At 73.5% G+C, this 15193-nt stretch carries 13 protein-coding genes and 1 pseudogene; 9 read left to right on the plus strand and 5 right to left on the minus strand.

The window, feature by feature from the left end; genetic code table 11:
* Position 1 precedes the first annotated feature (1 nt).
* Both I003_RS0110605 and I003_RS0110610 read right to left on the minus strand, forming a co-directional pair.
* On the minus strand, positions 2–1126 hold the full coding sequence (locus tag I003_RS0110605) for a hypothetical protein (protein WP_027771504.1): 1125 nt from the start codon (positions 1124–1126) through the stop codon (positions 2–4).
* A 190-nt stretch (positions 1127–1316) separates the two neighbouring features.
* Positions 1317–2747 carry a gamma-aminobutyraldehyde dehydrogenase gene (locus tag I003_RS0110610; protein ID WP_027771505.1) on the minus strand — a complete coding sequence of 477 codons (1431 nt, stop codon included), beginning with the start codon at positions 2745–2747 and terminating at the stop codon, positions 1317–1319.
* Between the two features lie 255 nt (positions 2748–3002).
* On the opposite strand from I003_RS0110610, the gene I003_RS0110615 reads away from it, so the two are divergent.
* The 4 genes from I003_RS0110615 to I003_RS0110630 all read left to right on the plus strand — a co-directional run bounded on the left by I003_RS0110615 (position 3003) and on the right by I003_RS0110630 (position 7111).
* Positions 3003–3476, plus strand: coding sequence for an Lrp/AsnC family transcriptional regulator (locus I003_RS0110615; protein ID WP_027771506.1), 474 nt, complete (start codon positions 3003–3005; stop codon positions 3474–3476).
* On the plus strand, positions 3464–4876 hold the full coding sequence (locus tag I003_RS0110620; protein WP_486584173.1) for an aspartate aminotransferase family protein: 1413 nt from the start codon (positions 3464–3466) through the stop codon (positions 4874–4876). Before I003_RS0110615 ends, I003_RS0110620 begins: the two co-directional genes overlap by 13 nt.
* Positions 4877–5060: 184 nt before the next feature.
* The gene (locus tag I003_RS0110625) at positions 5061–5903 is read left to right on the plus strand and encodes an ATP-binding cassette domain-containing protein (RefSeq protein ID WP_027771508.1); all 843 of its coding nucleotides are present in this window, start codon (positions 5061–5063) and stop codon (positions 5901–5903) included.
* Complete coding sequence (locus tag I003_RS0110630; protein ID WP_027771509.1) at positions 5885–7111, plus strand: hypothetical protein; 1227 nt, start codon at positions 5885–5887, stop codon at positions 7109–7111. Before I003_RS0110625 ends, I003_RS0110630 begins: the two co-directional genes overlap by 19 nt.
* A gap of 72 nt (positions 7112–7183) precedes the next feature.
* On the opposite strand, the gene I003_RS0110635 is transcribed toward I003_RS0110630, so the two are convergent.
* Entirely contained in the window at positions 7184–8524 is a 1341-nt protein-coding gene (locus tag I003_RS0110635) for a hypothetical protein (protein WP_486584174.1), read from the minus strand.
* A gap of 547 nt (positions 8525–9071) precedes the next feature.
* Between I003_RS0110635 and I003_RS36835 the strand changes: the two are divergent.
* The 4 genes and pseudogenes from I003_RS36835 to I003_RS36015 all read left to right on the plus strand — a co-directional run.
* Positions 9072–9581: pseudogene (locus I003_RS36835) on the plus strand (serine hydrolase domain-containing protein); the annotation flags it as partial.
* Between the two features lie 115 nt (positions 9582–9696).
* Positions 9697–10266, plus strand: a complete 570-nt coding sequence (locus I003_RS36840; RefSeq protein WP_486584175.1) for a serine hydrolase domain-containing protein — start codon at positions 9697–9699, stop codon at positions 10264–10266.
* A 10-nt stretch (positions 10267–10276) separates the two neighbouring features.
* Entirely contained in the window at positions 10277–11380 is a 1104-nt protein-coding gene (locus I003_RS0110645; RefSeq protein ID WP_027771511.1) for an LOG family protein, read from the plus strand.
* A 772-nt stretch (positions 11381–12152) separates the two neighbouring features.
* Positions 12153–12311, plus strand: a complete 159-nt coding sequence (locus tag I003_RS36015) for a hypothetical protein (RefSeq protein WP_158688961.1) — start codon at positions 12153–12155, stop codon at positions 12309–12311.
* A gap of 189 nt (positions 12312–12500) precedes the next feature.
* On the opposite strand, the gene I003_RS0110655 is transcribed toward I003_RS36015, so the two are convergent.
* Positions 12501–13772 (minus strand): sensor histidine kinase, encoded by a 1272-nt coding sequence (locus tag I003_RS0110655; protein WP_027771512.1) that lies wholly within the window; start codon positions 13770–13772, stop codon positions 12501–12503.
* On the minus strand, positions 13769–14425 hold the full coding sequence (locus I003_RS0110660; RefSeq protein ID WP_027771513.1) for a response regulator transcription factor: 657 nt from the start codon (positions 14423–14425) through the stop codon (positions 13769–13771). Before I003_RS0110660 ends, I003_RS0110655 begins: the two co-directional genes overlap by 4 nt.
* Positions 14426–14623: 198 nt before the next feature.
* Here I003_RS0110660 and I003_RS0110665 point away from each other — a divergent pair, with 198 nt between their 5' ends.
* The gene (locus I003_RS0110665; RefSeq protein WP_027771514.1) at positions 14624–15172 is read left to right on the plus strand and encodes a hypothetical protein; all 549 of its coding nucleotides are present in this window, start codon (positions 14624–14626) and stop codon (positions 15170–15172) included.
* Positions 15173–15193 lie beyond the last annotated feature (21 nt).

Raw genomic sequence — 15193 nt, forward strand, 5'->3', positions numbered from 1 at the left:
ATCAGTCTTCGAGGGCCTTCCCGGACACCATCGTCCAGTCCAGACACCGGCGCTGGAACGCCGCCTCCTCCCCGAGCAGCACCAACTGCTCCATCCCGTACGCGCGCACCGGTCGCGCCATCCGCACCGGACGGTCCGCCGCCCCGGCCGCGCCCCCGGCCGCCGCCCGCACGCCGCGGCCCCGCTCCCGTACGGCCAGCACGCCCTGGCGCAGCAGTGCGCGGAAGATCGCGGGCAGCACCTCCGCCGGCAGCCGCTCGTCGGTGCAGACCCCGGCGGCGTCCAGGAGACGAAAGGTCCCCGGGAAGACGCTGCACCGCGCCCACAGCAACTGCTCCCCGGGCGTGAGCAGGCGGTGCGTCCAGCGCAGCGAGGCCCGCAGCGAGCGCTGCCGGGCCGGCCAGCGGGGCTCCTCGACGGCCAGGTCGAGGCAGCCGGCGGGACGCGAGATGCACTCCAGCAGCCGGTCGGGGCAGTGCCGGGCGAGCTGGGAGGCGGCGATCCTGGCCGCGAGCGGCAGGCCCTCCAGCAGGTCGCCGGCCGCACGCAGGGCCTCGCGGTCGGCGCCGGCGAGCGTGCCGTGCGGCGCCAGGCTCTCCAGCAGCGCCACGGAGTCGTCGGGCGCCAGCGGCTCCAGCCGCAGGGTCGCCCCGCGGGGTCCCGGCCGCCGCCGCGCCCCGCCGACGCCACCGGGGACCGCGGCTCCGGCTCTGGCTGCGGCTCCCGGACGGGAGACCCCGCGGGGGCCGGCGCCCAGCGGCAGCCGGCTCGTGGCCACCACCCGCAGCCCCGTCCGCTGCCGCAGCAGGGCCTCCAGGCCCTCCGCCACCGCCCCGGAGACGTGCTCGCAGGTGTCCACGAGCAGCACCGCCGCCCGCCACCCGCTGTCCGGCAGCCGCCGCGCCGCCTCCGCCAGCCGCCGGTGCACCGCCGCCGCCTCGCGCACCGGAGCCATGTCGACGCGCAGCACCTCCGGCGCGGAACGCCCGCGCCCGAGCCGGCCGATCGCCTCGGCGGCGAGCGCGCTCTTGCCGACCCCGCCGGGGCCGGTCACCGTCACCAGCCGCGTATCACGTAGGAGTTCCCCGAGGCGTACGGTGTCCGCCCGGCGTCCGATCAGCGTCATGTGGCCGTGCCCATCGTCCAGGCTGTGTCTCTGCGTCCCTGCGTCTCTGCGTCTCGGCGTCTGTGCGTCGTCGCGGGGACCAGCCTGCACCGCGGGACGGCCGCGGACATCGGTAGCCCGCGCGGATCGGTATACGTATCCGCGCGGGCCGGGTCCGCGGCCTACCTAGGTAGGTGTGCGGGGGTGGCGCTCAGAGCGCCGTCATCACGTGCTTGATCCGGGTGTAGTCGTCGAAGCCGTACGACGAGAGGTCCTTGCCGTAGCCGGACTTCTTGAAGCCGCCGTGCGGCATCTCGGCGACCAGCGGGATGTGGGTGTTGATCCACACGCAGCCGAAGTCCAGCGCCTTCGACAGCCGCATCGCCCGGCCGTGGTCCTTGGTCCACACCGAGGAGGCCAGCGCGTACTGCACGCCGTTGGCGAACGCGAGGGCCTGGTCCTCGTCGGTGAAGGACTGCACGGTGATCACCGGGCCGAAGACCTCGTTCTGGATGATCTCGTCGTCCTGCCGGAGCCCCGAGACCACGGTCGCGGCGTAGTAGTAGCCCTTGTCGCCGACCCGGCGGCCACCGGCCTCGACGCGCGCGTGCGCCGGGAGCCGGTCGACGAAGCCGGCGACCCGCTCCAGTTGCGCGGAGTTGTTCAGCGGGCCGTAGAGCGCGTCGGCCTCGCCCGGGCCGGTCTTCGTGTCCGCCGCCGCCTTGGCCAGGGCGGAGACGAACTCGTCGTGGACGGACTCGTGGACGAGCACGCGGGTGGCGGCGGTGCAGTCCTGGCCGGCGTTGAAGTAGCCCGCCACGGCGATGTCCTCGACGGCCTTGGCGAGGTCGGCGTCGTCGAAGACGATGACCGGCGCCTTGCCGCCGAGCTCCAGGTGCACCCGCTTGAGGTCCTTGGCCGCGCTGCCGGCGACCTCCATGCCCGCCCGGACCGAGCCGGTGATGGAGGCCATCGCGGGGGTGGGGTGCTCGACCATCAGCCGGCCGGTGCCGCGGTCGCCGCAGACGACGTTGAAGACGCCCTTGGGCAGGATGCCGCCCATGATCTCGGCGAGCAGCACGGTCGCGGCGGGGGTGGTGTCGGAGGGCTTGAGCACCACCGCGTTGCCCGCGGCCAGCGCGGGGGCGAACTTCCAGATCGCCATCATCACGGGGTAGTTCCAGGGGGTGACCTGGGCGCAGACGCCGATCGGCTCACGGCGTACGTACGAGGTGAGGCCGTCCATGTACTCGCCGGCGGACCTGCCCTCCAGCATGCGGGCCGCGCCGGCGAAGAACCGGATCTGGTCCAGCATCATCGGCAGCTCTTCCTCGCGGGTGAGCTCCAGCGGCTTGCCGGTGTCCCGGCACTCGGTCTCCAGCAGCTCGTCCGCCCGGGCCTCCAGGGCGTCGGCGACCTTCAGCAGGGCCAGTTGCCTGGCCGCGGGGGTGGCGTCGCGCCAGCCGGGGAAGGCGGCGGACGCGGCCTGCATGGCGGCGTCGACGTCGGCGGCGCCGGACAGGGGCGCGATCGCGTAGACCTCCTCGGTGGCCGGGTCGACGACGTCCATGGTCCGGCCATCGGCGGCGTCCCGGAACTCCCCGTTGATGTAGTTGCGCAGACGGCGCGGTTCGATGGTCACTGCGACCCTCCAGTACTCGGTCCGCTGATGCGCCCCACCCTAACGGCGGGAGATTTGCCCGTCACGGGGCGCCTGAACAGGAAGACTTCCGCCGGCGCCCCCGGCCCCGCCGACCCGGCCGTCTTCCCGTCCTCGTACGAGATTGACAGCTCAAGCATGACGTAACAAGCGAATCCATTGCTAGTACGCCATTCATCCACGGATTCAGTTTCCCAGCCCTTGCGGCGCGCTCCGGCGCTCAGGCAGAGTGACGGCGTGGCCACTCATGACAAGAAGCAGGCGGGCTCGGCGCTGGACGACGTCTCGCTGAAGATCGTCGAGCAGTTGCAGCAGGACGGCCGCCGCTCGTACGCGGCGATAGGCAAGGCGGTCGGCCTCTCCGAGGCCGCCGTCCGCCAGCGGGTGCAGAAGCTGCTGGAGCAGGGCGTCATGCAGATCGTCGCGGTCACCGACCCGCTGACGGTCGGCTTCATGCGGCAGGCGATGATCGGCGTCACCGTCGACGGCGACGTCGAGCCGGTCGCGGACGCGCTGGCCGGCCTCGACGAGGTCGACTACGTGGTGGTGACCGCCGGCTCCTTCGACCTGCTCGCCGAGGTCGTCTGCCACGACGACGCCCACCTGCTGGAGCTGATCAACAAGCGGATCCGGGCCCTGCCCGGCGTCCGCGCCACCGAGAGCTTCGTCTACCTGAAGCTGCGCAAGCAGACCTACTCGTGGGGAACCTGATAACCGTGAGCAAGGACAGCACCGCCGCATCCGGCGCCACCCCCTCCGCCACCTCGACGACCGCGTACGACCACCTGTGGATGCACTTCACCCGGATGTCGTCGTACGAGAACGCGCCCGTGCCCACCATCGTCCGCGGCGAGGGCGCCTACATCTACGACGAGACGGGCAAGCGCTACCTCGACGGCCTCGCCGGCCTGTTCGTGGTGCAGGCCGGCCACGGCCGCACCGAGCTGGCCGAGGCCGCCGCCAAGCAGGCCGCGGAGCTGGCGTACTTCCCGATCTGGTCCTACGCGCACCCCAAGGCCGTCGAACTCGCCGAGCGGCTCGCGGCCGGCGCGCCCGGCGACCTGAACAAGGTGTTCTTCGCCACCGGCGGCGGCGAGGCGGTCGAGACCGCCTGGAAGCTGGCCAAGCAGTACTTCAAGCTCACCGGCAGGCCCGGCAAGCACAAGGTGATCTCCCGCGCCGTCGCCTACCACGGCACCCCGCACGGTGCCCTGTCCCTCACCGGCCTGCCGGGACTCAAGGCCCCCTTCGAGCCGCTGGTCCCCGGCGCGCACAAGGCCGCGAACACCAACATCTACCGCGCCCCCGTGTACGGGGACGATCCGGAGGCGTTCGGCCGCTGGGCCGCCGACCAGATCGAGCAGCAGATACTCTTCGAAGGCCCCGAGACGGTCGCCGCGGTCTTCCTGGAGCCGGTGCAGAACGCCGGCGGCTGCTTCCCGCCGCCGCCCGGGTACTTCGCGCGGGTGCGGGAGATCTGCGACACGTACGACGTGCTGCTCGTCTCCGACGAGGTCATCTGCGCCTTCGGCCGGCTCGGCCACATGTTCGGCTGCGAGAAGTACGGCTACGTGCCCGACCTGATCACCTGCGCCAAGGGCCTGACCTCCGGCTACTCGCCGCTCGCCGCCTGCCTCGTCTCCGACCGCGTCGCCGAGCCCTTCTACGCCGGCGGCAACACCTTCCCGCACGGCTACACCTTCGGCGGCCACCCGGTCTCCTGCGCGGTCGCGCTCACCAACCTCGACATCCTGGAGCGCGAGGACCTCTACGGGCACGTACGCGCGCACGAGGAGGCGTTCCACGCCACCCTGCGCCGGCTGCTCGACCTGCCGATCGTCGGCGACGTCCGCGGCAGCGGCTTCTTCTACGGCATCGAGCTGGTCAAGGACAAGGCCACCAAGGAGACCTTCACGGCCGAGGAGACCGAGCGGGTGCTCTACGGATTCCTGTCCGGGGCGCTCTTCGACAACGGCCTGTACTGCCGCGCCGACGACCGCGGCGACCCGGTGGTGCAGCTCGCCCCGCCGCTCGTCGCCGACCAGGCGGTCTTCGACGAGGCGGAGCAGATCCTGCGGGGCGTCCTCACGGACGCCTGGGCGCAGCTCTGAGGCCGCCGCGGCCCCTCCGGCGCGGGCGGCGGGCGGTCCGTCCGTACGAGCGGACCCCCCGGCGCGCCGCCCGCCGCCTCACCTGCGCCTCCGCCGCCCCTTCCTAGGGTGCGAGTGACCGGATCCCCTCCGTCCTCGTTCCACCACCGTGGGGGCGTACGGGACCCGGGGAAAGAGGTGTGCGATGACCACGGCGACCACGGGGACCGCCCCACCCGACGACGACGTGCTGTGGGCCCGCTCGCTGCACTACGCCCATGGCGGCACCCCGGCGCTGGCCGGGGTCTCCCTCGGCGTCGCACGGGGCGAGATCCTCGCCGTCACCGGGCCGCGCGGCAGCGGCAAGACGACGCTGCTGAAGTGCCTGTCCGGGCAACTGCTGCCGCAGCAGGGCGAGGTGTGGTTCAACAGCGGCCCCGTGCACACCCTCTCGCCCGGCGCCCGCGAGCGACTGCGCCGCGACCGCTTCGGCTGGATCGGCACCCGCCCCGAACTGGTCCCCGAGCTGACCGCCTGGGAGAACGCCGCGCTGCCGCTGCTGCTCGCCGGCGAGACGCATCGCGCCGCGCGGAGCACGGCCATGGAGTGGCTGGAGCGCATGGACGCCGCCGGCGTCGCGCGCTGCCGGCCGGGGGCGCTGCCGCAGGAGCTGCGCCAGCGCATCGCCATCGCCCGGGCGCTGGTCGCCTGGCCCGACGTGGTCTTCGCCGACGAGCCGACCGCGCCGCTGCGGCGTGCGGAAGGGATGCAGGTGCTGCGCACGCTCGTCGCGGCGGCCCGCTCGCACGGGATGAGCATCGTGCTGACCGGAGCGGAGGGCGACCCGGCCGTCACGGCGGCGGCGGACCGGGCGCTCGCCCTGGTCGACGGGTGCGAGGCCGGTCGCGCACGATCAGGTGCGGCGCAGGTCGCGTACGAGGACGGGCGTACGGGCGGGAGGGCCGCGGGGCGGGCGGGGGCGAGGGGAGCCGCGGGGGGCGCGGAGGACCCGCGGGACTCGGAGGACTCGTGCTCAGTCTCCGCCTAGCCCGCGGCTCCCACCCGCTGGTGCTGCTGCGCCGGCTGCTCGTCGCCTGCGCCTCGGCCGGGGTCGGCTTCCTGCTGCTCAGCGCGCTCGGCCACGCCTCCCCCGGGCACCTGCTCTGGTGCGCCGCCCCCCTGGCCGCCACCGTCCACTTCGCGGTGGCCGTGGCCCGTACCGACCCGCACGCCACGCCGTCGCCGGGGCTGTCCTCCGCGGGCTTCGGACCGACCGCGGCGCCGGCGGTCGCCGCGGTGACGACGGCGGTGTCGTGCCTGCTGGGCAGCGCGCTGGCGCTGCTGTTCTTCCTGCACCTGCGCGGCGACCTCTCGGGGCTGCCGTTCGACGGCGCCGCCGCCGCGCTGCTCGGCGCGGGCGGCCCGCTGCCCGCTGTCGGCACGCTCACGCTGCTGGCGTGCGTGCCGGCGCTGGCCACGGCGGCGAGCGCGGCGAGCCTGCGCCCGCGGCGGACGGCGGCCCAGGGCTCCGCCGCGGCGGCGGCCCGGGTGCGCGCCCGGCGCGAGGCGGCCGCCGCGGCGGGCGTCGAGGTGGACGCGCCGCGGCCGGGCGGCGCCGCGGGGGACGACCCGCCGGTCCCCGCCGACCTGCCGTGGGGCATCGCGCTGGCGACGACGGGCCTGGCCCTCGGCGCGTACGCGGGCGGCTTCACGGACGCCGGCGACGGCGCGGCGCTGAAGCTGCCGCTGCCCGGTGGCTCCGGCGACGCGGCGCCCGCGGTCGTCGCGGGCTGGGCGCTGATCGCCGCGGGCCTGGTCCTCGCCGGGCCCGGCATCGTGCACCTGTGCGGCCGGCTGCTGTGTGCGCTGAGCCCGGGGGCGCTGCGGCTGCTCGCCGGACGGGTGCTGCAGCAGGAGGCCCGCCGCGTGGGCCGTCCGCTGGGCGCGCTGTGCGCGGTGGCGGCGGGCGGGGTGCTGAGCACGCTGGTGTGGCCGGACGGCGACGGCGCCCGGTCGCTGGGCCCGCTGACGGTGCTGGGCGCGAGCCTGGTGGTGGGCTGCGCGCTGGCGACGGTGTGCATGGCGGCGCTGGAGGCCAGGCGTGCCCGTACCCACGTCACGACGGCCCTCCTGCGCATCGGCGCCTCCCCCCGGCTGCTGCGCCGCGCCGCCCTGCTGCGTACGGCGCTGCTGCTGGTGGTCTTCGCGCCGCTGGCCGTGGCACTGGGCGAGCTCGCGGCGCTGCCGCTGCGATGAAGCCCGTCCCGTTCTCACGTCATCGGTGCCGGTACGACTGCCCGCCGGCGACGGCATGGAAGCCGCGGCCGTTCACGGCCTGAGGAGCTGCGCGAAATCGGTGACGTGCGTCCCGTAGCGCACGTTCCACCCCTCCAGGATGGCCGCCTTCAGAATCTCCAGGTCCACGTCCTCCCGGCGCCGGGGGGAGGGCGTCCCGGGCGTGTGCTCGTAGTTCCACGCGATGACGTCGAGGAACACGGGGGACTTCAGTTTCCAGCCGCTGGACAGCAGCGCCTGTGCGAGGGCGGGGTAGGGGGTGTGCTGCGGATTGCCGAGCCAGTCGCGCAGATCGGACTCCGGGACGCTGAAGTCCACGCCGCTCTCTCCCAGCGCACGAAGGGTGTCTGCGGGAGGCGTCTCGGCCGGGGCCGGTACGGGCGACGGCAACGGACGCCCGTCCGGCGGTGTGTGCGGGTTATAGCCGTTGGTACGGAAGATGCAGAAGATCCGCGGCTCAGTGGCCTCATAGGGGCCGAAGCGCGTGGCATGGACCTCATCCGTCGTACGGGTGATGTCGAACTCGAGGTGCAGGTCGTCTTCGCGCGGGTAGTTGTTGTCGTAGACCCACAGCTTGACCTTTTGACCACTTTGCTCGTAGGCGTAGGCGAGCACCTGGTGGTTCTCGCCGATATCGAGCGAGTCCGTCTGGATCAGCCCGATCGGGGAGAGCCTGCCCGCGTCGATGTCGTCGCGGATACGGGGCCACTCGTCCCGGTAGGTCACCCAGGAACGGCCGCGGGCCAGACCCAGGAGCTGGATGACACCCTCGTCACCGTTGGGATAGTGGGGCGACGAATAGCCCAGCCACCGGTGCCCGGAGCCGGTGATGTCGAAGCTGTCGAGCAGCCGGTCCCTGATGAACTGGAAAAGGGGATCGGCTTCGGAGTCCGGGGACGTCGTCGTTGCGGGCGGCAGCTTGCCGGCGGCGAAGTAGTCCATGGCACCGAACGTCATGCCACCGCACATGCCGGCGCGGGCCTTCGTGATGGGCAGCCAGCCGTCGTCGACACGGGCGATGCCGAGCAGGCCGGCGAGTTCGTCGTCGAGCTCGTCGAGCAGCCGATTCCAGAGGAACCCCACGGTCATCGCCGGAAGGCCGGCGTTCCAGCTGTTGGAGAACTGAAAGCCGTTGACCGACGGGGTGAAATCGGGGACTCGACGGCGTGCGGTGTCCCGGAAGCGAACGGTGAGCCGCGCGTGGTGGCCCTGGCCGCCGCTGTACGACGCTTCGAACCCCTGCGGCGCCTCGATCTGGAAGGTGTTGGCGTACTGCGACTCGATGAGAGGGCTGTTGAAGCGTATGAAGAACTGCCGCGTCGGGTCGCCGTTCACGTGGTAGTAGACCTTGCCCTCGGTACCGCTTGTGGGCACGCCGATCAGGTCTCCCTCGGCTCGCCATTCCGCGACGGAACCGGGGGCGATGGGGGTGGCCCGAGAGGGAAACCACGGAGAGGTCCAGTCGCCCGACCACATCTTGTCCGTGGCCCAGACGAGGGGAACAGAGGAATCATTGCGGACCTCCACCGCCATGCGTATGCGTGACACCGTGATCGCCTCGCTTCACAGTCATCCGGGCGCGGCGAACCTCAAGCGCCCGCCATACATCCGTACTGCCATGCCCCGATTGCTCCGCGGCCTTTCCGGCCTCGCGATTCGATCTTTCCGTGCCGATGAGGGCGCCCGGTCGGCGGCGCTCACCCCGACTGCCGGCCGTGGAGGCCTTCCCGTGCGGAGCCATGTCATTTACAGACTCCGACGAGGGTTACGGCGGTGCAACTCGGGGCCGCGGGGAGCGCGCCGCCCGGATGCCGCCCGGTCCTCTCCCCCGGGCGGGGGACCCCCTGTCCCCCGCCGGAGTGCGGGCGGTTCGCTCGCTCGCGTGACGATCCGCGGGACGCCCGCCGCCTAGCCTCCCGGCATGACGACGTACGCAGACATTCCCGGCCGGCGCGTGCCCGCCGTTCTCCTCGGGCTGCTGGTGCTGGTGCTCGCCGCGTGCGGGGCGGACCGTGACGGGGACCGGGACGTGGGAGGCGACGGCGGGTCCGCCGGGGCGCGCACGCAGGGGCGCGCCGGTGACCCCGCCGCCGGCGCCGTGGAGAAGTACCTCGACGAGGTCTGGCCCGAAGGCGCTCCCGGCACCGTCGTCGCCGCGCGCGGTGGCCGGCCGGTGACCTGCTCCGGTCGCGGGCCGGCCGATCCCGAAACCGGCACCCGGGCCCGCTGCGACACCGTGTACGACATCGCGTCGATGACCAAGCAGTTCACCGCCGCCGCGATCGTCAAGCTCCAGACCGAGGGCCGGCTGCGCACCACCGACCGCATCGGCCGGTACTTCGACGGCGTTCCCGCCGACAAGCGCGGCATCACCCTGCACCACCTCCTCACCCACACCGCCGGCCTCCCCGAGGCCGTCGGGGACGACTACGACCCCCTCTCCCGCGACGAGTTGGCCGCCGCCGCCTTCGCCGCCCCCCTCGACAATCCGCCCGGCCGACACCTACGCCTACTCCAACACCGGCTACAGCCTCCTCGCCGCCGTCGTGGAGAAGGCGTCCGGCACCGACTACGAGGCGTACCTCGCCGACCGCCTCTTCCGCCCCGCCGGCATGACCGACACCGGCTACGTCCTGCCCGGCTGGGACCCCGGCCGCATCGCCGTCGAGTACGACGACGAGGGCCGCCCGCAGGGCACCCCGCTGGACCACCCCTGGGCCGCCGACGGCCCGTACTGGAACCTCCGCGGCAACGGCGGCATGCTCTCCACCGCCCGCGACATGCTCCGCTGGCACCGCGCGCTCCTCGGCGACCGCGTCCTCGACGACCGGGCCACGTCCCTCCTCTTCGAGCCTTACGTCTCCGAGGGCGAGGCCGGCGGCCTCGAGTCCTTCTACGGCTACGGCTGGAGCATCCTCGACCTCGACGGCTCCCGCCTCGCCACCCACGACGGCGGCAACGACTGGTCCGCCGGCCGGGTCGCGCGCTTCCTGGACGACGGGACGCTGGTGTTCTGGATCAGCAACGCCGCCACGCGCGCGGGCGCGTGGGACCTGCCGGCCATGGACCGGGAGTTGACGACCGGAATCGCCGAACGGATACGCGCGCACGCCTAGGGTGGGGCGCATGCCGCACTCGCCCTTCGAGATCGAGTCCCTCGCCGAGTTCGACACCGCCGTCGCCTCCGGCTCCATCAGCGGGTTCCGCGTACAGTCCGTCGATCTGACGGACCGTACGCGCCTGCTGCTCACCGCCGACGTGCACGGCGCGGTGTTCCTCGGCTGCCCGATGGCCGAGGAGGCGGCGCACCGCGTACAGCGCGACGGCGCGCTCGTCTTCCCGACGGTGCCGGATCTTCCGTTCGATCCGTACCGGGGCACGCTGTACACCCCGGACGAGCTGTTCGCGGGCCTGGCGGACGGGTACGAACAGACCCCGGACGCCCGCTCGTACGCCTGGTTCCGGCGCACCCGCGCCGAGCACGACATATTCGCCGCCGTGATACGGGGCATGCACGACGAGTCGATGTCCAACGCGCTGGACGAGCGGCTGCGCGCCGGCCGGCCCGTCGTCGGCGTCATGGGCGGGCACGCCCTGGAGCGCGGCGGCGAGGACTACGCGGGCGCGGCCGGGCTGGGCCGGGCGCTGGTGCGCGCCGGGTTCGACGTGGCCACCGGCGGCGGTCCCGGCGCGATGGAGGCGGCCAACCTGGGCGCGTACGGGGCGGAGTTCGACGACGCGACGCTGGCCGAGGCGGTGCGGATGCTCGGCAAGGCGCCGTCGTTCACCCCGTCGGTGGCCCAGTGGGCGCAGGCGGCGTTCGCGGTCCGGGAACGGTGGCCGGGCGGCGGCGACTCGATCGGCATTCCCACCTGGTTCTACGGGCACGAGCCGCCGAACGCCTTCGCGGGGCACATCGCGAAGTACTTCGCGAACGCGCTGCGCGAGGACGGGCTGCTGGCCCGCAGCACCGCGGGCGTGGTGTTCCTGCCGGGCGCGGCGGGCACGGTGCAGGAGATCTTCGACGCGGCGACGCCCAACTACTACGAGTCGCACGGCGCGCCGCGGCCGATGGTGCTGGTGGGGCGGGGCCACTGGTCGGCGCGGCTGCCGGCGTGGCAGTTGCTGTCGGCGCTGGCGTCGGGCCGGTCGATGGCGCCGCGGATCGCGCTGGTCGACTCGGTGGACGAGGCGCCGGAGGCGCTGCTGCGGCTGGGGGCGGCGGACTAGGGTGTTCCGGGACCGGGAGAGGTTTTCCCGTCAGGAATGATCGCCGGAGTTTCTGCGTGCTTCCAGCCGCCTGCGGTACGCAGGTGTCGTAGAGCAGCAGGTCGCCCGCTGCGACCTGCGTACCGTTGCGGGCCTGGTCCACCCACAGGGAACCGCTGGTCATGTAGCCCAGCTCCCACAACTCGGGGTCCGACCGCCGTATCAACCCCGCGGAACGCACCGAGGTCAGGGGTGAGAACGACAGGACCGACACCCTGACAGGCCCGGACTCCGATCCGGCGATCGATCCGTGGTAGTCGTCGACCTGCTCACTGACAGCATGCGTGGATACGCGATCCTGCCTCAGCAGGTCGCGCCACCAGCCGAACCTCTCATCCTTCGGCACGTCGGCCGAACGGACCTCGGCCCAGCCCATTGATTCCTCCGGTTGCTTGTTGTGCACGTCGTGACAACGGCTCTGCGCTCCGTGCCAATTACCCGAGCCCAGACCAACGGAACACTTCTGATCCGAGCCGGAGAGACGAACCAGGCCGCGAAGAGGCCGGCCGGCCTGTGCTCACGGCGCGGCGCAGGGGCCGGCTGCACGGGCTGGCCGTGGAACGTCTCCCCGGCAGGAGGTGTCCGCTGCCTGGTCCGCAGGCCGGAAACGACTCGTCAACGTGAGGGAGCAGGAGAATGGCCCTGCGTCGTTATGCAGCAGCCACAACCGCGGCGCTCTGCCTGACCGCCGCCCTCGCCGCCCCGGCGGCACCGGCCTCCGGCGGTGCGGGCGGTGGAGCCGGCAACGGGGGCGACGGAGGCTGTCGACGGCGTGTACACCGTGGAGATCACCGCGGACGACTACCGGTCGGTGGAGTGGAAGGGCAACGCGAAGAAACTGACCGACGTCTGCGGCAAGCTCGACGGTACAGCGCAGACCAGGGCCGGTTGACAAGCCGTCCGGCACCTCCCACGCCCGCTCGTTCTCCCATGCCCCGGCACCAACGGGCCGTTGACCGGCAGCCGGTGCCGGGCGCGTCGTTGCCGTTCCCGTGCGGTCATGCGGGTCTCCTGGACTCCAGAGACCCACCCGTCACCAACGTCCGTCAGTTCCGGACCTGGCGGGTCACCGGCCGGCGGGTCACGGGTCCCGGGCCGCGGCCGGGCCGGTGGCCGGGGCGGGCGGCAGCGTCACCGTGACCGTGAGGCCGCCGCCGGGGCGGGGGCGGGCCGTTGCGTCGCCGCCGTGGGCGCGGGCGACGGCCCGGACGATCGACAGTCCCAGCCCGGCTCCGCCGCCCGTCACCTGCCGGTCGGCGTTGAGGCGGCGGAAGGGCTCGAAGAGGGCGGGGATCTCGTACGGGGGCACGGTGGGCCCGGTGTTGGCGACCTCCAGCTCCGCCCGGCCGTCGGCTCTCGCGGCGCAGGCGGCGCGGACGTACCCGCCCGCGCCGGAGTTGTGGCGGACGGCGTTCTCGACCAGGTTGTGCACCAGCCGCTCCAGCAGCAGCGCATCACCAGCGGTCCATGCCTCCGCAGGCCGCGCGGTCACCTCGATTCCGGCCTTCTCCGCCTCGGGTGCCGCCTGGGCGACGACGTGCGTGACGATGTCGGCGAGGTCGACCGGGTGCCGTTCGGTGACCTCGTTCTCGGAGGTGGCCAGGAGCAGCAGCCCGCTGATCAGCCGTTCGTGGCGGGAGTTGATCCGCAGCAGGTCCTCTCCCAGGCGCCGGAGGTCCGCGGAGGCGGCGGGCCGGTGCAGGGCGGTCTCGACGAGGGCGCGGCCGACGGTCAGCGGGGTGCGCAGTTCGTGGGAGGCGTTGGCGACGAAGCGGCGCTGGCCGTCGAAGGAGCGGTCGAGGCGTTCCACCATGGTGTCGAAGGCGTCGGCGAGTTCCCTGACCTCGTCGTCGGGGCCGCCGAGCGCGATGCGTTCGTGCAGGCCGCGGCCGGCGGCGGGGGCGCCGGCGATGCGGCGGGCGGTGTCGGTGACGCGGTGCAGCGGGGCGAGGACCCGGCCGGCGACGAGCCAGCCGCAGCCGGCCGCGGCGGCGCCGACGACGAGCAGGGCGAGGGAGCCCTGGGTGAGGAGGGAGGCGCCGGCGGCGTCGCGCAGGACGTCCTCGCGGCTCTCGGTGAACCGTTCGTGGGCGGGCCCGGGCGCGGGGCCGGGGTCCGGCACGCCGGCGTCCGTGGCCCCGGTCGGCGCGGCGGACGGCTCCGCAGAGCTGCTGCTGAAGGTGCCGCCGCCGCTGAGGCGGGCGTTGAACAGCACGTAGGTGAGGCCGAGGAGCACCGCTCCGGCGGCCAGGAACATGGCTCCGTAGACGAGCGTGAGGCGGGCGCGCAGGGTGAAGCGCCGCGGGCGCGGCGCCGGGCGCGGGCGGCTCACGGATGTGGTCGGGCGGCTCATCGGATGCGGTACCCGACGCCGGTGACGGTCTCGACGACCGGCGGTTCGCCGAGCTTGCGCCGCAGCTTGAGCACCGCGAGGCGGACCGCGCCGGTGAACGGATCGGCGTGCTCGTCCCACGCCTTCTCCAGCAGGTGTTCGGCGGAGACCGGGGCGCCGTCGGCGCGCAGCAGTTCGGCGAGAACGGCGAACTCCTTGCGGGACAGGGGCACGTAGCGCCCGTCGCGTACGACCTCGTGCCTGGCCGGGTCCAGAACGATCCCGGCGCGGCGCAGCACGGGCGGTGCCGCGGGCCGGGCGCGGCGGCCGAGGGCCTGCACCCGGGCGGCGAGTTCGGGGAAGGCGAAGGGCTTGGTGAGGTAGTCGTCGGCGCCGAGGCCGAGTCCGGCGACGCGGTCGGCGACGTCCGCGGCTGCGGTGAGCATCAGCACACGCGCGGCGGAGCCGGTCGCGACGAGGCGGCGGCAGACGTCGTCGCCGTGGACGGCGGGCAGGTCGCGGTCGAGGACGACGACGTCGTAGTCGTGGACGGCGGCCCGCTCCAGCGCGGCGGCCCCGTCGTACGCGAGGTCGACGGCGTGCGCCTCGGCGCGCAGCCACTCGCCGACGGCGGCGGCGAGCACAGGTTCGTCCTCGGCCACCAGCACCCTCATGGCACGGCCTCCCTCCGGCTGGACGGTTCGGGGTCATGGTGCCGAACGGCGCGTTTCCTCGCCGTTAGGGAACGGGCCGGGGCGGGCGGGAAGGCGCCGCCGTACGGCGGAAACGGCAGGGAAACGTGCGGCCGGGTTGCATCGGTCCGCGCGGCGCCGGCGTCCGGCCGGCGCCCTCTGGAAGGAGCGGAGACGACGATGCGACGACGTACGCGCAGCGCGCTCGCGGCCCTGCCGCTGGCGTTCGCCCTGGCCCTGGCCGGCTGCGGTTCCGACGGCGACGACGACGGGGTGGCGTCGGCCGGCGGCGACCGGAAGGACAGCGGCGGGCCGCAGCCGGTCTCCGAGGACCCGGACGAGCAGATGCTGCAGTTCACGCGGTGCCTGCGCGAGAACGGCGTGGACGTGCCGGACCCGGAGCCCGGGAAGGGCGCGAGCCTGAACATGGACGGCCAGAACCGGGCGGTGGTGGAGAAGGCCATGGAGGCGTGCCGGCGGTACGACCCGGCGACCACCTCGAAGGACGACCCGATCAGCAAGGAACTGGAGGGGAAGCTGCGCGCGTACGCACGCTGCATGCGCACCAACGGCGTGGCGGACTTCCCGGATCCGGTGCCGGGCGGCGGGCTGCAGATGGACGGCGCGATCGAGCAGGACCCGGACTACGACGGGGCGGAACGGGCGTGCAGGAAGCTGATGCCCGCGGGCGAGGGCGAGCGCTCCACGAACGCACGGGAGGGCGAGTGACCTCGCCGCCCGACGCCCGGC

It is taken from the genome of Streptomyces sp. CNQ329 (genome assembly GCF_000482585.1).